The following is a 21,710-nucleotide window of genomic DNA, read 5'->3' on the forward strand; positions in this document are numbered from 1 at the left end:
GGTCGCGAATTATACGCTATCGTGCATTGCTTGCCTATGTTTTCTGTTTGAGCTGACAGGCTGATGACATCCCCATAAAAAAACCCGGCAAATGCCGGGTTTTTCACAACAACAGCCTTCAGAACTTGCCAACCACTTTGACGGTCGCATCCACTGCAGCTGCATCAATATAGCCGATTGCCGCAGGGTCCGCCGCTACTGCCGCTTTCACGTCAGCATCTGTTGCCAGCTCTTTTGGCGGCGTGCCTTTGCCGGTGAAGACCAGCTTTGACCAATACGCTTTCATTTGACTGGACGACTTGCCTAACACTTTTGTGTCAAATTCAGCCCGGGCCGGTGCCGCTTCCGCCAGATTGAATGGCGTGGCTTTGCTGCCATTATTAAAAGCGGTGCCACGCCCGGTAAATAACCGGCTAATCTCAGCCTGGTCCAGGCTGGCTGCATTAGACGGGTGCACCACGACGGCGACCTCCGCAGAGACTACAGCCGATGTTAAAACCAATGGAATAGCTACAAATTTCAACCAGTTCATGGTTTTCTCCACACTTAGAATACTAAATCAATGCCAAACGTAATGGCTTTACTGTCACCCGCAACCATTTGGCCATTTATGCCGTCATCGGTGACATCGTCGTATTGCACTTTAAACGCTGCAGAACTATGAAAATCCCAGCGTGCACCGATGCTGCTGGTGCTATGCATCTCAGATTCCGAGTCAAAATCAGCAAACGACACATAAGGTGTCCACTGCCCCACGCGATAGCCCGCAGACAGTAAATAGGTATCAAAATCGCCGCCATCGAGTGTCAGACGGTTAAATTCGGTCAACACCACCCAATTGTTGTAATCGACGTTTGCCGACACACCGGCAAACTTACCGCGACGGGAATCATCACCGTCCCAGGTGACTTTCACGCCATTGCGATACCGTTCATTCTGATAGGTCATGTAGGTGAAGCGTAAATCCAACCAATCGCGATTCAGACTCAGCACACCACCGACAATATTTTTCCAAATTTCACGGATTGGCTGCGAACCAAAAAACTCGGACAACAGTTTGTTTTCCGTGTCATCTTCGCGGCCGGTATAAATATTGCCGCTGACCGTCCAGTCATTGACCTGATAGTTAAACTGCGCATTCACGCCGTTGTAGTTAAAGATCTGCCAGGTGTAGTTATCCGCCGCCGGGCGGATCCACAGATAGGCATAGCTGACATCAAAAAAATCAGAATAATAATACAGTGGCAGACGCTTTTTACCGGCTTGCAGGGTCCAGTGTTCATTCAGCGTGTAAGACAAATAAGCCCATTCGAATTCGGCATTAAAATCATCCGCGCCGCGGCCAACGACTTGAGCCGTCGCCGTCAGACCTTCAGTCAAATCTGCGCTGATTTGCAGGCCGTATTTCGAATCTGGTTTAAAACTCCAGTCTTCTTCGTAAAAACCAACAATTGGATAATTGGCCAGAAAAGTGGGCTCAAGGCCAAACTCAGGTACGCCTTCCCCGCTGATCACCTTACCGCCAACCACTGAGGCAAAACCGGAGATATCAACATCGGCACACACACTGCCGCTGACCACACCTGCAGCCAGTGCGGCTGCAATCAGGGACGTTTTCATCGCAAAACTCCTCTCATTCTTTCTGCTGCTCCCCTGCCGGGGTTTCATTAAAATACCAGATCAACACCCATGCTCAGCAGGCGGTCTTTTTGCAAGCTGTAGTTGTCTTTGACTGAGCTCAATTGCACTTTAAATGCTGCGGATGGGTGGAAGTCATAGCGCATGCCAAAACTCCAGGTATCGCGGTCAGCCAGCTGGCTTTCAACCACAGCCGCGACCGTTTTTTTCAGCGGAACCTGTGCCGGAATTGGTTGGTAGATAGCTGACTTACTTTCATCATCGTCTTTTTCATAAGAAATATAAGGTGTGATGCTGTCAAAACGCCGGCCCACCGACAGGTAATAGGCATCTTTGTTGGCAAAATAAGAGTTCTTCACCCGGACGTGCGTGTATTCCGACACTGCTACCCAGTTATTGCGGTCATAACTCAGCCCAAAGCCGAAAAAACTGCCTTCATCTTCATTAAAGTCAATTTCCCGTGCAACCGAGCCAAAACCAAACTGGGTCAAAGCGGAAAGCAGCGGATTTAATGCGGTCGCATTAATGGTGACATCAGCCATAACATAAGCCAGTCGTGCGCTCAGCCAGTCATTGCTCAACTCCCAGGTGATGCCGGTCGCATCCTGAATTTTACTGTCTGACAGCGCGCCGTTGACAGACAACTCACCTTCGTAGGAGCCGAAAATTAACTGCACATTGGATGACATGTCGGCGATAGTGCCGGAATAATACAGCGATAAACCATCCATCGTATCAAATTGCAGGTCATACACTGCGCGCGGGGTACGTATCCAGTCGTAGGCGTAACCCACATCCAGATAATCGGAATACTTATAAAATGGGATCCGGATGCGGCCGGCGTTTAACCGCCAGTTATCATCGAGCTGATAACTCAGAAATGCCCAGGCAAACTTGGCATCGTAGTCATTGGCACCTTTTGCCATCAGTTGGGCTGTGACTGATAACTTTTCCCCGAGATCCGATGAAAGTTGCACTGCAAATAGCGATTCTTCTTTAAATTCAAGGTCATTGGTATAACCATATAAAGTGTCATCTTTGCCTGTGGTCATACCGCCTTTAATTGAGGCAAAACCATTGATTTTCACTTCAGCCAATGCCGTATTTGACATCACACAGGCTGCAGCCACCACCAATCCAATCAGAGTCTTTTTCATTCACACACGCTCCAGACTTACCACGACATTTTTCAACCAGCTTAGTCCACCGAAGTAAAAAAACCAGAAAATTCAGAACTATAAATTTAAGTTCCGTAACGCCGAAAAAAAATTGGAGCGGACTTTATATTAGATTTCAGCTACTTACAAGAAATGTCTCAGATGGATAAAAAAAGCCTGCTGCTGCAGGCTTTTTTGGTTTCGAAACTCTTAAATACATTTATAAATCAATGACCTTCACTAACCATATTGATTGTATACTTCGGAATTTCAACAACCAGATCAACATCACTGACCCGCGCCTGACAACCAAGACGAGACTCAGGTTCAAGCCCCCAGGCTTTATCCAGCATGTCCTCTTCCAGTTCATCGGATTCATTCAGCGAATAAAAACCTTCACGCACCACCACATGGCAAGTAGTGCAGGCACAGGACTTTTCGCAGGCATGCTCAATGGAAATGCCATTTTTTAAGGCGACATCCAGAATTGTCTCACCGGAAGTGGCTTCTAATGCGGCACCATCGGGACATAATTCCGGGTGAGGTAAAAAAATAATTTGGGGCATATCAGACCTCGTCGACCTTATGACCCTGCAACGCCATCCGGATAGACATATCCATTCGCCGCGCCGCAAAATCATCAGTTAAATGATTGGTATGTTCAATCGCTGCTTTGATCGCAGCAGTGTCGTCACCGGCGGTCAATTGCTGCAACTGATGTAATGCTTGTTCAATGTGCTGCAGTTCGGCTGAAGACAACAAATGCGCATCGGCACTTAACGCGGCACTGACCGCTTCATGCACCCGGTTCGCTTCTACCTGCTGTTCACGCAATAACCGCAGTTGCATATCCTGCTTGGCGTACAGCATCGAATTTTGGATCATCTGCGCCACCTGGTCATTGCTCAGACCATATGATGGCTTTACTTCAATGGACGCACTGACGCCACTGGATTTTTCCTGCGCAATGACACTGAGCAGACCATCAGCATCAACCTGGAACGTGACGCGGATATGCGCGCCCCCGGCAGCCATTGGCGGGATCCCGGTTAAATCAAAACGAGCCAGCGAACGGCAATCACTAACGCCTTCGCGCTCGCCTTGCAGCACATGGATTGCCATCGCGGTCTGACCGTCTTTAAAGGTGGTAAATTCCTGCGCCCGCGCGACCGGGATCACGGTATTGCGTGGAATAATTTTCTCCACCAGACCGCCCATGGTTTCAATACCGAGCGACAGCGGGATCACGTCCAGCAGCAGCGTATCGCTGTCCGATTTATTGCCCACCAGCACGTTAGCCTGGATGGCCGCGCCGATGGCAACCACTTTATCCGGATCGATTGATGTCAGTGGTTCTGTTTCAAATAATTCAGCCACCGCCTGACGTACCAAAGGTACGCGAGTGGAGCCACCGACCATCACCACTTTGGCAACATCGGCCACATCGAGGCCAGCATCCCGCAAGGTTTGTTTGCAGGCCCGCAGCGTGCGGCGCACTAACGGTTGTACCAATGCTTCAAACTCAGCCCGGCTCAGGCTGAATGTCGTGGCAATACCTGCCACATCCAGCTGATAACTGTAACTGTCGGCGCTGCTTAAAGCTTCTTTGATTTGGCGGGATAACTGCAGGAACTGGCGCAATTGTTGATGGCTCAGTTCAGTCAGGCCAGCCTGCTGTTTCAAATGACTCAGTACCAGGTGATCAAAATCATCGCCGCCCAATGCAGAATCACCGCCGGTGGCCAGCACTTCAAATACACCACGGCTCAGGCGCAGGACAGAGATGTCAAAAGTGCCGCCGCCGAGGTCATACACGGCGATCACGCCTTCCTGACCGGAATCCAGGCCATACGCCAAAGCAGCAGCTGTCGGTTCGTTTAATAACCGCAAGACATTAAGACCGGCCAAGCGAGCCGCGTCTTTAGTGGCCTGACGCTGGGCATCGTCAAAATAAGCCGGCACAGTAATGACCACGCCGGTCAGTTCGCCCCCCAGGGTCTGACTGGCTGTATCTGCCAGTGTGGCGAGAATTTCCGCCGACACTTCAACCGGGTTTTTCACGCCAGCGATAGTCTCCAGCGCCACCAAACCTTGTTGATCGACCAGCTGATAAGGCAAATCCGCCGCAAGTGCCAGCGTTTCCTGAAAACCACGCCCCATCAGCCGTTTGACCGACACAATGGTATTGTGCGGATCCAGTGCCGCCTCCGCCTGCGCAGCTTTGCCCACTATCACTTTGTCGGCGGTATAACGCACGACGGATGGCACCATGTCATCACCCTGCTTATTTTGCAGCGTTCTGGCTTCACCACTACGCACGGTGGCAACTAAAGAATTGGTGGTGCCAAGATCGATACCGGCAGCGAGTTTGTGATGATGTGGCGCGGCACTTTGGCCGGGTTCAGCAATTTGTAATAAGGCCATGGAATTTAGTCTTGTGTCTGCTGTGCAATAAACTCAAGCTCTTGCTCGAGTTTAAAGAAAAATTTGAGTTTGCGGATTATATCAGCCGCAGCTAAATCCTGCTCATGTGTGTTTTGGCCGAGAGCGGCACTTAACGTGGCCAACAGCTGCTTTTTCTGCACGCCGATTTGCCGTTCCGCGTCGTCAATCAATGCATCTGGATCCGGCGAGTCGGCGATCTCAGCGAGCAACTCACGCAATTCCATTTGCTGCAGCAGAAAGACGGTGTCGGTAAAGCTGCGTTGTTCAGCACTGATTTTGACACCGCGTAGCGCTAATAAATGCTCAGCACGCAGCAGGGGCTGTTTCAGACTGTGGTAACCGTCATTAATATTGGCTGCTTGTTGCACGGCCAATAAACGATCACGTTCAGAGGCGCTGGCGAAGTTATCCGGATGGAATTGCTTCTGCAGCGCCAGATAACGCGTGCCCAGCTCGGTCAGATCCACATCAAACTGCGCAGGAAGCTGAAACAGCTGGTAATAATTCATCGATATACCTGTCTAAACGGTAAAGCTCTCACCACAACCGCATTCGCCATTGACGTTTGGATTGTTGAACTGAAAACCTTCGTTTAAGCCTTCTTTGACAAAATCCAACTGCGTGCCGTCGATATAGACCAGGCTTTTGCCGTCGACGATGATTTTCAAATCGTCTTGCTCAAAAACCTGATCATCCTCATTGAGGTCATCAACAAATTCAAGCACATAAGCCAGGCCAGAACAACCAGTGGTCTTAACGCCGACGCGCAGGCCCAGGCCTTTGCCGCGGTTAGTCAGAAAACTACGCACCCGATCTGCAGCTGCGCTTGTCATTGTGATCGCCATCGCAATTAACTCCCGTGACGTTGCTTGTAATCCGCAATCGCCGCTTTGATCGCGTCTTCCGCCAGAATAGAGCAGTGAATCTTCACTGGTGGCAGTGCCAATTCCTGCGCGATATCGGTGTTTTTGATTAACGCCGCTTCGTCCAGGCTTTTGCCTTTGACCCATTCAGTGACCAGGCTACTGGAAGCAATAGCGCTGCCACAGCCGTATGTTTTGAACTTGGCATCTTCGATAATGCCTTGCTCGTTCACTTTGATTTGCAGTTTCATCACGTCACCACATGCCGGTGCGCCGACCATGCCAGTGGCGACCGTCGGGTCGTCTTTGGCAAAAGCGCCGACGTTGCGTGGGTTTTCGTAGTGATCGATAACTTTGTTGCTGTATGCCATGATCTTTACCTCAATTCAGGCTGGGTTTGCGCCCCACCTGTGCTTAGTGAGCCACCCAGGCCACTGTATTTAAATCAATACCGTCTTTGTACATGTCCCACAACGGCGACATTTCACGTAATTTGGCGATTGCTTCGTGCACGATTTTGATCGTGTGATCGATCTGCGCTTCGGTGGTAAAACGACCGATACTAAAGCGAATCGAGCTGTGTGCCAGTTCATCGGACAATCCCAATGCACGCAACACGTACGAAGGTTCCAGGCTGGCAGACGTACAGGCTGAACCTGAAGACACGGCGATATCTTTCAGCGCCATAATCAGTGATTCACCTTCGACGTAGTTGAAGCTGATGTTGGTAATGCCCGCCACACGGTGCGTGGCATCACCATTTAAGAACACCTGTTCGATGTCTTTGATGCCATCCCACAGCCGCTGCCGCAGCGTGGCAAAGCGTTGATTTTCTTCGGCCATTTCCAGTTTTGCAATCCGGAAGGCTTCGCCCATCGCCACAATCTGATGCGTCGGCAGAGTACCTGAACGCATACCGCGCTCATGACCACCGCCGTGCGTTTGCGCTTCTAAACGAATGCGTGGTTTGCGACGCACGTACAACGCACCAATACCTTTTGGACCGTAAATTTTGTGGGCTGAAAACGACATCAGGTCAATTTTCAGTGCCTGCAGGTCAATGTCAACTTTGCCGGCAGCTTGGGCTGAATCGACATGAAAAATGGTGCCATTGGCCCGGCACAGCTCGCCAATTGCGGCTACATCCTGTACCACACCGATTTCGTTGTTCACCATCATCACGCTGACGACTGTCGTGTCAGGGCGTAAAGCTGCTTTGAATTTTTCCAGATCTAATAAGCCGTTCGCTTCGACATCCAGATAAGTTACTTCAAAACCTTCACGTTCCAGCGCACGCATAGTGTCCAGCACCGCTTTGTGTTCGGTTCGCAGCGTGATCAGGTGTTTACCTTTTTTATGGTAAAACTGCGCTGCGCCTTTGATCGCGAGGTTATTAGACTCGGTGGCGCCTGATGTGAACACGATTTCGCGTGGATCTGCATTGATTAAATCCGCGATTTGACTACGGGCGACTTCAATCGCTTCTTCCGCCTGCCAGCCAAACCGGTGTGAACGTGAGGCCGGATTACCGAACTCGCCATCCATCGTCAGATATTGCATCATTTTTTCCGCAACCCGCGGATCGACCGGGGTGGTGGCAGCATAGTCTAAATAAATCGGTAATTTCATGCTTGGCTCCGTCTGAAGTCTACAACTGGCAATTGACTTCAATTTCGCTGATAGGATGTTTTAACTGCCGGCTATCCTGCCGCTTGGCCACGCGCTGAATTTCATGCTGGCTGACCAATTCACCCAGAGTGATCTGGGTCAGAAAATCTTCAATGCGACCGCTTAGATCGCTCCACAAACTGTGGGTCAGGCATTTGGCGCCGCCCTGACAATCGGATTTACCCTGACAACGTGTCGCATCGACTGACTCGTCAACGGCACTGATCACTTCAGAGACGCTGATTTGTGCTGCCGGTTTACCCAGCTGATAACCACCGCCGGGACCACGCACACTGCTGACCAGACCATGTTTACGTAAGCGGGCGAACAATTGTTCAAGATAAGATAAGGAAATTTCCTGACGAACCGAAATGTCAGCCAGAGGCACCGGGCCGGAGCTGGCATGCAGCGCCACATCCAGCATGGCGGTGACGGCATAACGCCCTTTCGAGGTAAGTCGCATCAGAACTCCGGAGTCCGGTTGAGGGATGGCGCCGATTTTACATTCCTGACTGATTTAGTCAAGTATTAATCCTACTAAATTAGTCAGGTATTATTGCTATTCTGGCGACATTCACGGACTAAATCGTCGGGTCAAACTCGTCCAGTTGCTGCTTGCGCTGCTCCGCCGCTAACCGCTCAGCTTCGCGGAACGCTTCATCTTCAATATTCATCACCGGCACCTCAGTACAGACATTGCCGCCTAGCTGATTGACGCTCTGACACAGCTCCGCAACCTTGTTATCCAGGCAGTGGATATGATCCAGCATCCGGCCAATCGCATTCGCGACCGGATCAGGGTTGTCGCTGGCGACCGCGTACGCATCAAAACCAAATTTTTTCGCCATTTGCTGACGCTGCTCGGTTACTTCGGCGCCTTGTTTGGCGACAATACGGCCCGGGATCCCGACGACTGTGGCACCCGGTGGCACGTCTTTGACCACCACGGCATTCGAGCCGATGCGGGCGTTTTCGCCGACATATAAAGGCCCGAGAATTTTTGCCCCGGCACCAATGACGACGTTGTTGCCCAGCGTCGGATGTCGTTTGCCCGGGTTCCAGCTGGTGCCGCCCAAGGTTACGCCATGGTAAAGCGTCACGTCGTCTCCAATTTCCGCGGTTTCACCAATCACCACGCCCATACCGTGATCGATAAAAAAACGCCGGCCAATTTTTGCACCCGGATGGATCTCAACGCCGGTCAGCCAGCGCGCAATAGTACTTAAAAACCGCGCCAGCCATTTAAAATTGGCGCGCCACAACCGGTGGTTCATCCGGTGCCACCAAATTGCATGCAAACCCGGATAGTTAGTCAGAACTTCAATAAAATTGCGTGCTGCCGGGTCGCGTTCAAATACACTCTTAATATCTTCTTTGATGCCTGCAAACATAGCCCGATCCTTGTATTAATCGTCTTGCCGGCCCTGCCGGCCAAAGCGCTGCACTGAGGTTAAAATGCCACGCAGAATATTCAGTTCAGTTTCATCGGGCCGCGCCCGGCTAAACAGCCGGCGCAGCTTGATCATGATATGGCCGGGATGCTGACGGATAATAAATCCGGTTTGATCCAATGTGGTTTCCAGATGCTGATAAAAACCTTCCAGCTGCTCTGCCGTCGGGTATTTTTCCGGTACATCGGCTGGCGGCAGTGTCTGTTCGCCGAGCAGCGCCATACGGATCTCGTAACTGACCACTTGTACCGCCATCGCCAGATTCAGCGAGGTGTACTCGGCGTTGGTCGGTATGCACAAATGAAAATTGCACTGTCTGAGTTCATCATTCGACAAGCCATTGCTTTCACGGCCAAACACGATCGCCACCGGGCCCTGTGCCACTTCGGCCGCGACTTTCAGACCGCACTGACGCGGATCTAAAACGGCCGTATCCAGGCTTTTGGCTTTGTGACTAGTGCCAATCACCAGTGGACAATCTGCGATAGCGGCGCTCAGACTGTCGACAATACGGGCATTGGCCAGCACATCACTGGCACCGGCAGACAATGCATACGCCTGACCGTCGACTTCGGTTTTTGGCGACACCAGTACCAGCTGCGACAGACCCATAGTTTTCATCGCCCGCGCCACCGAGCCAATATTGCCGCTGTGGGTGGTTTCAATCAGGACGATGCGGATCTGTGCAAACATAAATAAAAAGCCCGGGCTGACGCCATGCCCAGAGAAAAGGCATAGCGATTTAAAAAAGAGCGGCATTTTAGCATAAGGCTTTTGCCATTGGGCAGGAAAAAAAGATGTCTGGCCATCTAAAATTCAAAGTCTGTAACTGTTAGTTCGACGTATTTGCCACTGCAAAGCCCTGATGGCTTTGCTAGAATAGCGCCCGTTTCCCCCACAATAAGGATAGATCGCATGAAAGCTCTGACTTCGCTCGTGGTTATTTCCAGTTTGTTCGCCTTTTCTTCCTTTAATGTTACTGCTGATACCGCTGCCATTCAGGCCGCAGTCGACAACCCGGTCCGCAGTGCCACCAATAAAGCCCGTGACCAATATCGCCATCCGGTGGAAACACTGAGTTTCTTCGGAGTCACGCCACAAAGCACTGTGGTAGAAATCTCTCCGGGCGGTGGCTGGTACTCTGAAATTCTGGCGCCGTTACTGCAACAGCAAGGTAAATATTACGCCGCGCATCAGCCAAAAGATGCCACCTCTGAATATGCGAAAAAAGGCCGGGCTGATTATCTGGCAAAACTCGCCGCCAATCCGGTATACAGCAAGGTCGAAGTGACTGAATTTTCTGCCGCCGGTGGCAAGCAAATCGCGCCGGCCGGTAGCGCGGATGTGGTACTGACGTTCCGTAACCTGCACAACTGGTACATGGCCAAAGGCGATGAAAGCCTGCTGACCGCGTTTAAATCCTTCCATACCGCGTTAAAACCGGGTGGCGTGCTGGGTGTGGTTGAACATCGCTTGCCAGAGAGCAAACTGAATACTGCCTGGCAGAAATCCGGTTATATGCCGCAAAGCCTGGTGATCAAACTGGCAGAACAGGCTGGTTTTGTTTTAGACGGCAGCAGTGAAGTGAATGCCAATCCAAAAGATACTGCCGACCATCCGGGCGGCGTCTGGGCGTTACCGCCGACTTACACCAATAAAGAGCAGGATAAAGCTAAATATCAGGCCATTGGTGAAAGCGACCGGATGACTCTTAAATTCCGTAAACCTGCAACTAAATAAGTGGATAAACCGATGAAAGTTCTTGTGATTGGCGGCGGTGGCCGTGAACATGCGCTGGCCTGGAAAGCGGCACAATCGCCAAAGGTCAGTCAGGTGTTTGTAGCACCGGGTAATGCCGGTACTGCACTGGAAAGCACTTTAACCAACGTCGCTATTGCGGCTGATGATGTCCCGGCTTTACTGGCGTTTGCCAAAGCTGAACAGATCGCCCTGACCATCGTTGGTCCAGAAGCACCACTGGCGCGCGGCGTGGTCGATGCGTTCCGGGCTGATGGCTTAAAGATCTTTGGCCCAACCAAAGGTGCAGCCCAGCTGGAAAGTTCGAAGGCTTTTGCCAAAGACTTCCTGGCCCGGCATCAAATCCCGACGGCCAATTACCAGACTTTCACCGATATCTCAGATGCCAAAGCTTTTGTCGTAGAGATGGGCACGCCGATTGTGATCAAAGCCGATGGCCTGGCCGCCGGTAAAGGCGTGATCATTGCCCAGACCGAAGCCGAAGCTTTTGCTGCCATTGAAGATATGCTGGCCGGCAACAAGTTCGGCAGCGCCGGCAGCCGTGTCGTCGTGGAAGAGTTTCTGATCGGTGAAGAAGCATCGTTTATCGTCATGGTAGATGGTCAGCACGCGCTGGCATTTGCCTCTTCACAGGATCATAAAGCGCGCGACGACGCCGACCAAGGCCCGAACACCGGTGGTATGGGCGCTTATTCACCGGCGCCGGTGGTCACCCCTGCCGTGCACGATTGGGTAATGCAGCAAGTGATCTATCCAACAGTGCAGGGAATGGCAGCAGAAGGCCAGATCTATACTGGTTTCCTCTATGCCGGCTTGATGATCGCGCCGGACGGCACCGCCAAAGTGCTGGAATTTAACTGCCGCTTTGGTGACCCGGAAACGCAACCTATCATGTTGCGTCTGCAGTCGGATTTAGTTGAACTCTGTGCAGCGGCCTGCGAAGGTAAACTTGATACGCAGCACATCCAGTTCGACCCGCGGGCCGCAGTCGGTGTGGTGCTAGCTGCCGGAGGTTACCCGGATGACTATCGCAAAGGCGATGTGATTTCTGGTCTGCCGACCGACGATAATCTGGAAGCCAAAGTGTTCCATGCCGGGACTGTACTCAAAGATGACCAGGTGCTGACCGCCGGTGGCCGGGTGCTGTGTGCCACGGCTTTAGGTACCAACGTGACGGCCGCGCAACAAGCCGCTTATCAGCTGGTGGACCAAATCCACTGGGATGGCGTGTTCAGTCGCCGTGATATCGGCTATCGCGCCGTGGCGCGGGAACAACAGAAGTAAAGGTTCCGATTCGTATTGACCTTATAAACTGCCGGCTGATGCCGGCTTTTTTTCCGGCCGGTTTTTCGGCTGCTAATCAGGATAAACACCATGCGTTTGACCTTGACCCCAATTGCGCTGCTGGTCAGCAGTCTCAGTGCCCCGCTGCTGGCCGCAGAATGTACCGCACCTTTCACGGCCATCCATGATATTCAGGGGCCCGGCGACAAAAGCCCGAAAGCCGGCATGACGCTGGCCACCCGTGGCGTGGTGTTAGCGGTGTTATATGCCGACAGTAAAAGTCCGCAGTTACTGCTGAGCAGTCTGACGCCGGATCAAAACCCGCTGACCAGCGAAGCCCTGTTAGTCACCGATAGTCAACAAGCCAAACAACGCCAGGCCGGTGACGTGATCCAACTGACCGGCACTGTGCGCGAAATGGCCGGTATGACCGCGCTGACCAATATCAGTGCAGCGGAATATTGCAGCCGGCAGCCGTTAACAGCTGCGACACCAGTCACTTTGCCAATGGCTTCATCATTAGGGTTTGAAGCGTTGGAAGGCATGTTCGTGCACTTTTCGCAGCCGCTGATTGTCAACGACAGCTACGGCCTGTCACGCTACGGCGAACTGGTGCTGGCCAATGAACGGCTGCCCGTCGCGACCGAAGTGGCACTGCCAGGCGCCGCCTCAAAAGCTCTGATGGCCAAACAGGTGTTGCAGGAAATCACTATTGATGATGCCAGCATGAAACAGAACCCGCAGCCTGTGCGCTTCCCGACCGGAGATCTGTCGGCCAGTAATACAGTGCGGGTTGGTGATACGGTCAATAAGCTGCAAGGATATCTGCTGCAAACCAAAGCCGGCTATCGGCTGGTCGTCAGTCAACAGCCGGAATTTGTTGCAACGAACCCACGTCCGGCCGCGCCAGCGGCGAAAAAAACCGGTGAACTGCGCGTCGCCAGCTTTAACGTGCTGAATTTCTTTACCGGCGAAGGCAACAGCCCCAGATTCCCGACCAAACGCGGCGCAACGGATGCGAACGAACTGCAGCGCCAGCAAGCCAAAATGCTGGCGGCACTGGCGGCGATGGACGCCGATGTGATTGGTTTATTAGAAGTCGAAAATAACGGCTTCGGCGCCGGCAGTGCATTGGCAACTATTGTACAAAGCCTGAACCAGCAACTCGGTAGCGACGTGTATGCTTTTGTCCAGCCGGGGGAAAAACCTGGCTCTGACGACATTATGGTGGCGATGATTTACCGTAAAGCCAATGTCGAGCCAGTCGGCACCACAGCGGTCTACACCAAAGCACCATTTGATAAAGGCAGCCGGCCACCACTGGCGCAAAGCTTCCGTCATCTGGATTCGAAAGAACAGCTGACTGTCAGCATTAATCACTTTAAATCCAAAGGCAGTTGCCCGAAACAACCAGGACCGGATTCAGATCTGAATGATGGTCAGGGTTGCTGGACGCCGACCCGTGTCGCTGCAGCCAAAGCGCTGACCGAATGGCTGAAAACTGAACCCACTGGCATCGACACAAACTACGTGCTGATGATGGGCGACCTGAACGCCTACCGGATGGAAGCACCACTGCAATATCTGGAGCAAAACGGCTGGCAACATCTGGCGCCAAAAGATGCCGTGCACTCTTCGTTTGTTTACAGGGGCCGCTCCGGCACACTGGACCATGCCCTGGCCAGTCCGCAGCTGAAAGCCAAACTGCAGCAATTCCAGCATTGGGGCATCAACGCGGACGAGCCGGCAGTGCTGGATTACAACACTGAGTTTAAATCCAAAGCGCAGCAACAATCATTGTATGCGCCGACGCCTTACCGCTCGTCGGATCATGACCCGCTGTATATGGACTTTAAGTTCTAAATAACACAAAGCCCCGCATGCGGGGCTTTGTTTTAAGCAATGCACAGGCTATTGTCAGACACTGAGCGCTGCACGAACCATCATACTAAATACGGCAACAACGCCAACCACCCAGACGGTTGAACGCAGTAAAGCGTAATCCCACAGATACAGCAAAATAAACGCCACCCGGCAACCGACATAAGTCCAGGCCAGCACCTGCATAGTTAGATCGTAATTACCGCTGACAACACAACCAAGCACGGCCGCCAGAAACAGCTGCAACGCTTCAAAACTATTGTAATGCGCTGCGTTGGCGCGGGCGCCCATCCCTTCCAAGCGCGCTTGTTGCGCCCGCGGCAGGTGATTGTCATAACCACCAAGTTGATTCATCGCGCGCGCAACCGGCAGTCGTGCCAGATAAGGCAACAAAGCGACGGCAAATAATGCCCACAGAATAACGGCCATTACCCCTCCTGTTCACAGACAAAGGCCAGCACTGGCTGCACCGGATTGAGTTTAAAACGGCTGACTTTGCCGCCACACTGTTTAGATAAATCGGCCCAGGGTAACCAATGGTCACCGCTCAGCTGAAAGACATATTTGCCGGCACTGACCAGCACAGTGCCCTGACTGGTGACGGCTAAATCCTGGCCATCGGCCGGCATTGGTAACAGCGCTTCCGCTTTTTTGCCACCCGCCTGATAACGCCACAACCACAGTGGGCTATCCGCCGGCTGACCGGGTCTTGGTGCGGTAAAGAAGAAGCGGTCGCTATTGGCCTGATATAACAGCGCCCGACCGATATGCCCGGCCAGCGTGGTCAGTTCGCCATCTTTATTGCGGTACACGGCGCGATTTGGCCCGGTACTGTCTTCCAGTAAAAACAACAGCAAGTCCTGATCGGATCCCCAGACGTGATAACCCACGCCTTTCAGTTCAGGATATAGCACCTGCTCGGTCTGACTGTTAATTTGCCATAAGCGCTGGGTGCCATCTGCTTCAACCCGCACCACCGAATAATCAGTGTCTGAACCCGGCACTGGCGTGGCGGAAAACTCGCCAAATGGCGTGGTGCGCAGCGCTTTGCCGGCCCCGCCTTCACTGAGTAGCAGCCAATGAATATCGGTGGCCATTGGGCCTGTGCCGGCCTGCGCAGTCCACAATAAACGGCTGCCATCTCGACTGAATCCCGGTTGATTCTGATAACCTTTTTGTTGAATAGAGCCGAGTAATTTGCTGATTGCTACGCCGCGTTCGGCGCTTTGATACTGGGCATAATGAATCACGTACTGCGGGTCCGCGCTGGCGCTCATAGCCAGAAACAACGCGGCAAGACTGAACACTTTCATGAAATTCCTGTTGAATAAGTCGAAGACGACATCCGCTGCCGCTTGCTGTGACTTCACTTTATCCTTTATGGTAAGACCAAAGCAACTTACAGCGGAGTGCGCGGATGTCACAAAAAAACCCGATTATTGCCGTGACCGGCTCCTCCGGAGCAGGCACCACCACGACGACCAATGCCTTTTCCCATATTTTCCGCACCCAGGGCATTGATGCGGCCTTTGTTGAAGGCGACTGTTTCCATCGCTACAGCAGACCGGAAATGGACCTTGAAGTTCGCAAAGCCAAAGAACAAGGCCGGCATATCAGTTATTTTGGCGCTGAAGCCAACGACTTTGCCGCGCTGGAACAGTGTTTTGCTCATTATGCCGATCACGGCAGCACCAAGATCCGCAAATACCTGCATACCTTTGACGAAGCAGTGCCGTTTAATCAGCTGCCCGGCACTTTTACACCCTGGCAGGAGATCCGGCCTGAGACGGATTTATTGTTTTATGAAGGCCTGCATGGCGGTGTAGTCACCGACAACAACAACGTCGCGCGCCATGTCGATTTGCTGATTGGCATGGTGCCAATCATCAACCTTGAATGGATCCAGAAAATCATGCGCGACACCAGCGAGCGCGGCCACTCGCGCGAAGCGGTGATGTCCAGTATCGTGCGCAGCATGGATGATTACATCAACCACATCACACCACAGTTCTCGCGCACTCATATCAACTTCCAGCGCGTGCCGACGGTCGATACTTCCAACCCGTTCAGTGCCAAAGATATTCCGTCTTTGGATGAAAGTTTTGTCGTGATCCGTTTTCGCGGTATCAAACATGTCGATTTCCCGTATTACCTGCAGATGCTGCAGGGGTCTTTTATGTCGCGGGTCAATACACTGGTGGTGCCGGGCGGCAAAATGGGCTTAGCGATGGAACTGATTTTAACGCCGCTGATTGAAGAGCTGATGGTCAAACGCCGGCAGGCGCGTGGTCAGGTCAACTGGTTGGAGTAAGTGGTTGGAATAAGCGGTTGGAGTAAGTGACCGGAAAATGAGGCCGGCACGGCGGTTCGTTACAGCAGCAACTGCCAATAACCGACACTGTGCCACTGGCCGAACTTAAAACCAATATCCGGTAATAGCGCCACCTGGGTCATGCCACACTTCTCGTGCAGAGCCACGCTGCCGGGATTTGGCTGCACGATGCCGCCAAGGGCGGCGTGATAGCCGGCGGCTTTCAGCGTGGCAAACAACTGCTGATACAAGGCATAACCTAAGCCGCGGCCTTGCGCGGTTGCGGCTAAATACACAGTGACTTCCACCGAATACCGATAGGCAGCGCGGGCTTTCCACGGTGTGGCATAACAATAGCCCACCACGTCATCATCAAGCACTGCCACCAGATAAGGCAAACCTTGTTGCAACACGGTGGTGATCCGACCCGCCATCTCATCGACCGGAACCGGCTGCTCTTCAAAACTGATGGCGGTATGCTCAACATAGTGGTTATAAATCGCTGCAATTGCCGCTGCGTCCGTCACTTCGGCCGGTCGAATGAAATAGCTCATTATGCTGTTTGTTCCGTCACTACTGTGCGGCAAGTGCCGGCTGATTTAGCCCAAATCCGGCAGATTGCGGCCATAAAAAATCTCGCGCATTTCGCGTTTGACCTTCTTCGCGATGATCTGCTGTTCGTCAGTTGCCACTGATTCGACCCCGGCGCCAAAGATGTAATTATCCAGCTCGAAGTCTTTTAACATCATTTTGGTGTGGAACAGGTTTTCCTGATAAACGTTAACATCGATCATCTGATAAGCGTTTTTGGTGGCGTCATCCATAAAGTTCTGGATCGAATGGATCGGGTGATCGATGTAATGCTTCACACCGCTGACATCCCGGGTAAAACCCCGCACGCGGTAATCGATCGTCACAATGTCCGACTCAAAACTGTGGATCAGGAAATTCAGCGCTTTCAGTGGGGAGATCACGCCGCAGGTCGACACTTCAATGTCGGCACGGAACGTACAAATGCCGTCGTGCGGGTGGTGTTCCGGGTAGGTGTGCACGCAGATATGGCTTTTATCCAGATGCGCGACAATTGCATCTGGTGTCAGGCCTGCGGCTTTTTCTTCCATCGGCTCTTCACAGACCAGAATGGTGACGCTTGCACCCTGCGGATCATAATCCTGCCGGGCAATATTGAGGATATTGGCGCCGATAATATGCACCACTTCGGTCAGGATATCGGTCAGCCGGTCGGCGTTATATTGTTCATCGATATAGGAAATGTATTCCTGCCGGTGTTGCTCGGTTTGCGCGTAGCAAATATCGTAAATACTGAAACTCAGGCTTTTGGTTAAATTGTTAAAGCCATGCAGCTTCAATTTTTCAAAAGGTTTTACCACGGTATTCGGCTCTCCGCTGAGTGACGTGCACTCAGTATAGGTTAGTCAACTGCAGAACTGGCAACTGTCAGCCCTGCGGCTGCAGCTCGCTTGGGATCACGGCGAAAGAATGCGTCACTGTCATGGCTTTTTGCAGCATGATCGATACTGAGCAGTATTTCTCAGCTGACAGATTCACCGCGCGCTCGACATGTTTTTCACTGACGTTAAAGCCGGTCACTTCAAAATGCAGATGGATTTTTTCAAACACCCGTGGCACTGAATCAACCCGCTCACCAGTTAACACCACACGGCAATGTGTGACCTGTTGTTTGGCTTTTTGCAGGATGCTGACCACGTCAACTGACGAGCAGGCACCGGCCGACATCAATAACATTTCCATCGGTGTCGGTGCGACGCCATCGTCTTTATTTGAGTCAAATACTACGGCATGGCCTGAACCAGAACGGCCAATAAAATTGCTGTCACCTGCCCAACTGACGGTGGCGTGAAGTTGATTATTCTCAGCCATGAAAGGCTCCTGCTGTCCGGGGGAAAAGGCTATTCTAGCGAAAAAAGTGCTTCGCCTGCCAGCAGTTATGCGGATGTCGTACGGACTTAGTCCATCAGATGAGCGATGGCGGTATCAAACAGATTTTTAATCAGCAACGAAACTTCATTGATCAGTTCAATTTGCTCAGCGGTAGCCGGTTTTTCGATGACTGAAGCCAGCACTTCCTGAAAGTCATACATGATGCCATCAACTTCACGCACAATTTGACTACGGTGGATGGTTTCAAGCTCGGTATGCTGCAAACACAGCTGGATGATCTGCTCGGCAATTTGCTCTTCGATAATCACGCCCAGCGTTTTGCGATGCGACGTCGGCGTGCCTTGTTGCTCGAATAACGCTAAATGTTCGGTTAAAAACTGAATCAGATGTTCATAACCGGGTTTGTCCGTGACCATAGCTTTGCGTACCGGGAATTAATGAGGGACTTCAATCTGCCACAGATTGCATTTCAGCGTAAAGCGCTGCGCTTAAAAATATATCTGCGATGGGTGAAGGGCAAGCCAGCAGGCTGATTCGTTGCATAAAGTTTGTGCTTTCGCAAAAAATAACCCGCTGTTAGCGGGTTCTTTATTAATCAGACGCTATGCCGGAATCAAAACTGTAAGCCTGGCGATAACTGCACCGGCAACTCACTGCGTGCCAGTTCCACTGATGCGACCGGGTAGGCGCAATAATCTGCTGCGTAATAAGCACTGGCGCGGTGATTACCACTGCCGCCGATGCCACCAAAAGGTGCAGCTGAGCTGGCACCGGTAATAGGCCGGTTCCAGTTCACAATACCGGCGCGGATGCGGCGGAAGAAACGTTGGTACAACGCTTCATTGTCCGATAACAAACCTGCCGATAACCCAAAGCTGGTCTGGTTCGCGGCCGTGATGGCTGCATCAAAATCAGTGAAGCGGAACACTTTTAACAACGGACCAAAGTGCTCTTCATCCGGTAAATCGCGGGCGTTGGAGCAGTCCAGAATGCCCGGCGTCAGCAAACCGGTGCCCTCGGTCAGCAATCGCATCGGTAACAGCACTTTGGCATCCAAAGCGCTCAGTTGGTTCTGAACGGCCAGCATACCCAGTGCAACTTTATTGGAAATCATCGAACCAATAAACGGCTGCTCGGCAGCGTCGTATAACCCGACACGGATATTGGCGGTGACTTCGAGTAACCGCGTCAGGATCGCATCACCGACCTCACCTGCTGGCAAATAGAGGCGGCGGGCACAAGTGCAGCGCTGACCGGAGGAAATAAACGCCGACTGGATGATGTCATGCACAGTAGCGTCAATATCACTGACATCGGCCACGATCAGCGGGTTATTGCCGCCCATCTCCAGCGCCAGAATTTTGTCCGGCCGGCCGGCAAATTGCTGATGTAAAAAATGGCCGGTGCGCGAACTGCCGGTGAAAAACAGCCCGTCCAGCTCAGGATGCGCGGCGATTGCCTTGCCGGTCACCACTTCGCCCTGTAATAAGTTCAGCACGCCGGCCGGTAAACCAGCCGCCTGCCATAACTTTACCGTGGCTTCTGCAACTTTTGGTGTCATTTCACTGGGTTTAAACACCACGGTATTGCCAGCCAACAACGCCGGAATAATATGACCGTTCGGTAAATGACCCGGGAAGTTATAAGGACCAAATACCGCGACCACGCCATGTGGCTTGTGTCGCAGCACAGAACGGCCTTGTGGCATCGGGTTTTCTTTTTCCCCAGTGCGTTCCTGATAAGCCCGGATTGAGATATCGACTTTACCGATCATCGCCGCCACTTCAGTGCGGGTTTCCCACAATGGCTTGCCGGTATCTTCAGCAATACAAAGCGCCAATGCTTCTTTGTGTTCGTTCAGTTGTTGGCCAAAAGCGCGGATATAATCGGCACGTTGATGGAAAGTCAGATCTGCCCAGGCATCAAAGGCTGCGCGAGCCGCCCGAAATGCTTGATCAACCTGTTGTTCAGAGGCGGCCTGACCTTGCCAGATCTGCTGGTTTTTCGCCGGATCTATTGAACTGAAAACCAGTCCCTCGCCCGCAAGCCACTGACCGTTAATAAATTGCACTTGTTGTGTCATCACATTGTTCCTTCAAAACGGGCTTATAAACGGGCTAAACGCACCCAGTCACCATCGCTGACCTGCAGCGCTTCGGCAAACTCTGCCGGCAGATTCACCTCAGTCGCCGTCTCCGCGACATGCAGATGAGTCCAGCTGGCGCGGAAATTTTCGCGGTCGGTATTGCAGACCAGATACGGCTGGCCGCCGCTGACCGGCGCGATGCGCACCTGCAGACGGCGGCTGTTGCGTGCAGTCCGGATGTGTTCGAGCTTGGCTTCAACGGTTGGGCCGGCATCAAAAATATCGACATACCCTGTGGTGGAAAACCCTTCCGATTGCAGTAATTGTAGCGCCGGGCGGGTTTTTTCATGCACTTTGCCGATCACGGCCTGCGCTTCCTTACTGAGCAGGCTGACGTAAATCGGGTATTTCGGCATCAGCTCAGCGATAAAGACTTTCTGGCCAATGCCGGTCAGGTAATCTGCCGTCGGGAAATCGACCGAAAAGAAGTGTTCCTGCAGCCATTCCCAGAATGGGGAGTTGCCGTTGTCGTCCGACACACCGCGCATTTCGGCGATGATGCGATCGGAAAAACGCTCGCGAAACTCCGCCATAAACAGAAAACGGAACCGCGACAGCATCTTGCCGCTGTTTTTCTCGCGGCGGTGTTCGCGCAGAAACAAAGTACAGAGTTCAGTGGCGCCGGTGTAATCGTTACACAGCGTCAGAATATCCACGGTTTTATAAACGCCGAGCGCCCGGGACGTATGGACCACCTTGCCCAGATGATAGTTATAGAACGCATCATCCAGACCAACAGCGGCTTCAATGGCGCTGGTGCCACAAATTTCGCCGGTTGCAGTGTCTTCCAGTACAAACAGATATCCCTCATCGCACGGAGTACTGACGGCTTTGCGAAAACTCTGCTCCGAACGCTTAATTTTACGTTGCAGCAGCTCATCATTGACCGGCAGTGAGGTGAATCCATGGCCGGATTCGACCGCCATTTCATAGAGCACCGGGAAATCTGCGGCGCGGATTGGACGGATCACCATCATAGGACGCTTCCTCGGAGTTGTGCGGGGGCTTCAATCCCGCAGTGTTTTGCTTTATCCGGCGGCTTGTTATTGTTGTTGGCAGCCGCCGTTGCTCTCTCTTTTTGGGTAAATACCCTTCATCCTTGAAGATTCGGCGGTGTTGGCCGCCTTCACTCACTGGAGCGCCAGTCCGACCTAGTCACATAGCTATCTATGTTCCTAGCGCTTC

At 52.4% G+C, this 21,710-nt stretch carries 24 protein-coding genes; 4 read left to right on the top strand and 20 right to left on the bottom strand.

Features of this window, described 5'->3' with window-relative positions; all coding sequences use genetic code 11:
- Positions 1–118: 118 nt before the first annotated feature.
- From ATY27_RS16885 to trmJ, 12 genes are all read right to left on the bottom strand, one after another.
- On the bottom strand, positions 119–532 hold the full coding sequence (locus ATY27_RS16885; RefSeq protein WP_208931763.1) for a phosphate ABC transporter substrate-binding protein: 414 nt from the start codon (positions 530–532) through the stop codon (positions 119–121).
- Positions 533–546: 14 nt separating this feature from the next.
- Entirely contained in the window at positions 547–1,620 is a 1,074-nt protein-coding gene (locus tag ATY27_RS16890) for a hypothetical protein (RefSeq protein ID WP_208931764.1), read from the bottom strand.
- A 47-nt stretch (positions 1,621–1,667) separates the two neighbouring features.
- Positions 1,668–2,795, bottom strand: a complete 1,128-nt coding sequence (locus tag ATY27_RS16895; protein ID WP_208931765.1) for a porin — start codon at positions 2,793–2,795, stop codon at positions 1,668–1,670.
- Positions 2,796–3,022: 227 nt separating this feature from the next.
- Positions 3,023–3,361, bottom strand: a complete 339-nt coding sequence (fdx, locus tag ATY27_RS16900) for an ISC system 2Fe-2S type ferredoxin (RefSeq protein WP_208931766.1) — start codon at positions 3,359–3,361, stop codon at positions 3,023–3,025.
- A gap of 1 nt (position 3,362) precedes the next feature.
- A complete protein-coding gene (hscA, locus tag ATY27_RS16905; protein WP_208931767.1) occupies positions 3,363–5,219 on the bottom strand; it encodes a Fe-S protein assembly chaperone HscA in 1,857 nt (618 codons plus the stop codon).
- 5 nt (positions 5,220–5,224) lie between these two features.
- On the bottom strand, positions 5,225–5,749 hold the full coding sequence (hscB, locus tag ATY27_RS16910) for a co-chaperone HscB (RefSeq protein ID WP_208931768.1): 525 nt from the start codon (positions 5,747–5,749) through the stop codon (positions 5,225–5,227).
- Between the two features lie 12 nt (positions 5,750–5,761).
- Complete coding sequence (gene iscA, locus ATY27_RS16915) at positions 5,762–6,085, bottom strand: iron-sulfur cluster assembly protein IscA (protein ID WP_208931769.1); 324 nt, start codon at positions 6,083–6,085, stop codon at positions 5,762–5,764.
- A 5-nt stretch (positions 6,086–6,090) separates the two neighbouring features.
- Positions 6,091–6,474 carry a Fe-S cluster assembly scaffold IscU gene (gene iscU / locus ATY27_RS16920; RefSeq protein ID WP_208931770.1) on the bottom strand — a complete coding sequence of 128 codons (384 nt, stop codon included), beginning with the start codon at positions 6,472–6,474 and terminating at the stop codon, positions 6,091–6,093.
- A gap of 43 nt (positions 6,475–6,517) precedes the next feature.
- Positions 6,518–7,732 carry an IscS subfamily cysteine desulfurase gene (locus ATY27_RS16925; protein ID WP_208931771.1) on the bottom strand — a complete coding sequence of 405 codons (1,215 nt, stop codon included), beginning with the start codon at positions 7,730–7,732 and terminating at the stop codon, positions 6,518–6,520.
- 19 nt (positions 7,733–7,751) lie between these two features.
- Positions 7,752–8,234, bottom strand: a complete 483-nt coding sequence (gene iscR, locus ATY27_RS16930) for a Fe-S cluster assembly transcriptional regulator IscR (protein WP_208931772.1) — start codon at positions 8,232–8,234, stop codon at positions 7,752–7,754.
- 118 nt (positions 8,235–8,352) lie between these two features.
- Positions 8,353–9,162, bottom strand: coding sequence for a serine O-acetyltransferase (cysE, locus tag ATY27_RS16935; RefSeq protein ID WP_208931773.1), 810 nt, complete (start codon positions 9,160–9,162; stop codon positions 8,353–8,355).
- A 15-nt stretch (positions 9,163–9,177) separates the two neighbouring features.
- A complete protein-coding gene (gene trmJ / locus ATY27_RS16940) occupies positions 9,178–9,915 on the bottom strand; it encodes a tRNA (cytosine(32)/uridine(32)-2'-O)-methyltransferase TrmJ (RefSeq protein ID WP_208931774.1) in 738 nt (245 codons plus the stop codon).
- A 222-nt stretch (positions 9,916–10,137) separates the two neighbouring features.
- Between trmJ and ATY27_RS16945 the strand changes: the two genes are divergently transcribed.
- From ATY27_RS16945 to ATY27_RS16955, 3 genes are all read left to right on the top strand, one after another.
- A complete protein-coding gene (locus ATY27_RS16945; RefSeq protein ID WP_208931775.1) occupies positions 10,138–10,962 on the top strand; it encodes a class I SAM-dependent methyltransferase in 825 nt (274 codons plus the stop codon).
- Positions 10,963–10,974: 12 nt separating this feature from the next.
- Entirely contained in the window at positions 10,975–12,264 is a 1,290-nt protein-coding gene (purD, locus tag ATY27_RS16950) for a phosphoribosylamine--glycine ligase (protein ID WP_208931776.1), read from the top strand.
- 90 nt (positions 12,265–12,354) lie between these two features.
- The gene (locus ATY27_RS16955) at positions 12,355–14,127 is read left to right on the top strand and encodes an ExeM/NucH family extracellular endonuclease (protein WP_208931777.1); all 1,773 of its coding nucleotides are present in this window, start codon (positions 12,355–12,357) and stop codon (positions 14,125–14,127) included.
- Positions 14,128–14,181: 54 nt separating this feature from the next.
- Here ATY27_RS16955 and ATY27_RS16960 read toward each other — a convergent pair whose 3' ends face one another.
- Together ATY27_RS16960 and ATY27_RS16965 are read right to left on the bottom strand one after the other, a co-directional pair.
- Positions 14,182–14,574 carry an MAPEG family protein gene (locus tag ATY27_RS16960; RefSeq protein WP_208931778.1) on the bottom strand — a complete coding sequence of 131 codons (393 nt, stop codon included), beginning with the start codon at positions 14,572–14,574 and terminating at the stop codon, positions 14,182–14,184.
- Positions 14,574–15,458: a hypothetical protein gene (locus tag ATY27_RS16965; RefSeq protein WP_208931779.1), complete on the bottom strand. Its 885-nt coding sequence runs from the start codon at positions 15,456–15,458 to the stop codon at positions 14,574–14,576. Before ATY27_RS16965 ends, ATY27_RS16960 begins: the two co-directional genes overlap by 1 nt.
- 104 nt (positions 15,459–15,562) lie before the next feature.
- Here ATY27_RS16965 and ATY27_RS16970 point away from each other — a divergent pair, with 104 nt between their 5' ends.
- Positions 15,563–16,456 carry a phosphoribulokinase gene (locus tag ATY27_RS16970; RefSeq protein WP_208931780.1) on the top strand — a complete coding sequence of 298 codons (894 nt, stop codon included), beginning with the start codon at positions 15,563–15,565 and terminating at the stop codon, positions 16,454–16,456.
- A 59-nt stretch (positions 16,457–16,515) separates the two neighbouring features.
- Here ATY27_RS16970 and ATY27_RS16975 read toward each other — a convergent pair whose 3' ends face one another.
- From ATY27_RS16975 to astA, 6 genes are all read right to left on the bottom strand, one after another.
- Positions 16,516–17,010 carry an arsinothricin resistance N-acetyltransferase ArsN1 family B gene (locus tag ATY27_RS16975; RefSeq protein WP_208931781.1) on the bottom strand — a complete coding sequence of 165 codons (495 nt, stop codon included), beginning with the start codon at positions 17,008–17,010 and terminating at the stop codon, positions 16,516–16,518.
- 45 nt (positions 17,011–17,055) lie between these two features.
- The gene (gene speD, locus ATY27_RS16980) at positions 17,056–17,847 is read right to left on the bottom strand and encodes an adenosylmethionine decarboxylase (protein ID WP_208931782.1); all 792 of its coding nucleotides are present in this window, start codon (positions 17,845–17,847) and stop codon (positions 17,056–17,058) included.
- A gap of 67 nt (positions 17,848–17,914) precedes the next feature.
- The gene (locus ATY27_RS16985) at positions 17,915–18,358 is read right to left on the bottom strand and encodes an OsmC family protein (RefSeq protein WP_208931783.1); all 444 of its coding nucleotides are present in this window, start codon (positions 18,356–18,358) and stop codon (positions 17,915–17,917) included.
- Positions 18,359–18,444: 86 nt separating this feature from the next.
- On the bottom strand, positions 18,445–18,795 hold the full coding sequence (locus ATY27_RS16990; protein WP_208931784.1) for a DUF3802 family protein: 351 nt from the start codon (positions 18,793–18,795) through the stop codon (positions 18,445–18,447).
- Positions 18,796–18,992: 197 nt separating this feature from the next.
- Positions 18,993–20,462 (bottom strand): succinylglutamate-semialdehyde dehydrogenase, encoded by a 1,470-nt coding sequence (gene astD, locus ATY27_RS16995; protein WP_208931785.1) that lies wholly within the window; start codon positions 20,460–20,462, stop codon positions 18,993–18,995.
- A gap of 23 nt (positions 20,463–20,485) precedes the next feature.
- The gene (astA, locus tag ATY27_RS17000; protein ID WP_208931786.1) at positions 20,486–21,502 is read right to left on the bottom strand and encodes an arginine N-succinyltransferase; all 1,017 of its coding nucleotides are present in this window, start codon (positions 21,500–21,502) and stop codon (positions 20,486–20,488) included.
- Between the last annotated feature and the right edge of the window lie 208 nt (positions 21,503–21,710).

The sequence above is a fragment of the Rheinheimera sp. F8 genome (assembly GCF_001518915.1).

What these genes read in the sequence shown, in the direction of transcription:
- ATY27_RS16885 (WP_208931763.1), bottom strand. Translation starts at nt 532, where the DNA reads ATGAACTGGTTGAAATTTGTAGCTATTCCATTGGTTTTAACATCGGCT.
- ATY27_RS16890 (WP_208931764.1), bottom strand. Translation starts at nt 1,620, where the DNA reads ATGAAAACGTCCCTGATTGCAGCCGCACTGGCTGCAGGTGTGGTCAGC.
- ATY27_RS16895 (WP_208931765.1), bottom strand. Translation starts at nt 2,795, where the DNA reads ATGAAAAAGACTCTGATTGGATTGGTGGTGGCTGCAGCCTGTGTGATG.
- fdx (WP_208931766.1), bottom strand. Translation starts at nt 3,361, where the DNA reads ATGCCCCAAATTATTTTTTTACCTCACCCGGAATTATGTCCCGATGGT.
- hscA (WP_208931767.1), bottom strand. Translation starts at nt 5,219, where the DNA reads ATGGCCTTATTACAAATTGCTGAACCCGGCCAAAGTGCCGCGCCACAT.
- hscB (WP_208931768.1), bottom strand. Translation starts at nt 5,749, where the DNA reads ATGAATTATTACCAGCTGTTTCAGCTTCCTGCGCAGTTTGATGTGGAT.
- iscA (WP_208931769.1), bottom strand. Translation starts at nt 6,085, where the DNA reads ATGGCGATCACAATGACAAGCGCAGCTGCAGATCGGGTGCGTAGTTTT.
- iscU (WP_208931770.1), bottom strand. Translation starts at nt 6,474, where the DNA reads ATGGCATACAGCAACAAAGTTATCGATCACTACGAAAACCCACGCAAC.
- ATY27_RS16925 (WP_208931771.1), bottom strand. Translation starts at nt 7,732, where the DNA reads ATGAAATTACCGATTTATTTAGACTATGCTGCCACCACCCCGGTCGAT.
- iscR (WP_208931772.1), bottom strand. Translation starts at nt 8,234, where the DNA reads ATGCGACTTACCTCGAAAGGGCGTTATGCCGTCACCGCCATGCTGGAT.
- cysE (WP_208931773.1), bottom strand. Translation starts at nt 9,162, where the DNA reads ATGTTTGCAGGCATCAAAGAAGATATTAAGAGTGTATTTGAACGCGAC.
- trmJ (WP_208931774.1), bottom strand. Translation starts at nt 9,915, where the DNA reads ATGTTTGCACAGATCCGCATCGTCCTGATTGAAACCACCCACAGCGGC.
- ATY27_RS16945 (WP_208931775.1), top strand. Translation starts at nt 10,138, where the DNA reads ATGAAAGCTCTGACTTCGCTCGTGGTTATTTCCAGTTTGTTCGCCTTT.
- purD (WP_208931776.1), top strand. Translation starts at nt 10,975, where the DNA reads ATGAAAGTTCTTGTGATTGGCGGCGGTGGCCGTGAACATGCGCTGGCC.
- ATY27_RS16955 (WP_208931777.1), top strand. Translation starts at nt 12,355, where the DNA reads ATGCGTTTGACCTTGACCCCAATTGCGCTGCTGGTCAGCAGTCTCAGT.
- ATY27_RS16960 (WP_208931778.1), bottom strand. Translation starts at nt 14,574, where the DNA reads ATGGCCGTTATTCTGTGGGCATTATTTGCCGTCGCTTTGTTGCCTTAT.
- ATY27_RS16965 (WP_208931779.1), bottom strand. Translation starts at nt 15,458, where the DNA reads ATGAAAGTGTTCAGTCTTGCCGCGTTGTTTCTGGCTATGAGCGCCAGC.
- ATY27_RS16970 (WP_208931780.1), top strand. Translation starts at nt 15,563, where the DNA reads ATGTCACAAAAAAACCCGATTATTGCCGTGACCGGCTCCTCCGGAGCA.
- ATY27_RS16975 (WP_208931781.1), bottom strand. Translation starts at nt 17,010, where the DNA reads ATGAGCTATTTCATTCGACCGGCCGAAGTGACGGACGCAGCGGCAATT.
- ATY27_RS16985 (WP_208931783.1), bottom strand. Translation starts at nt 18,358, where the DNA reads ATGGCTGAGAATAATCAACTTCACGCCACCGTCAGTTGGGCAGGTGAC.
- ATY27_RS16990 (WP_208931784.1), bottom strand. Translation starts at nt 18,795, where the DNA reads ATGGTCACGGACAAACCCGGTTATGAACATCTGATTCAGTTTTTAACC.
- astD (WP_208931785.1), bottom strand. Translation starts at nt 20,462, where the DNA reads ATGACACAACAAGTGCAATTTATTAACGGTCAGTGGCTTGCGGGCGAG.
- astA (WP_208931786.1), bottom strand. Translation starts at nt 21,502, where the DNA reads ATGATGGTGATCCGTCCAATCCGCGCCGCAGATTTCCCGGTGCTCTAT.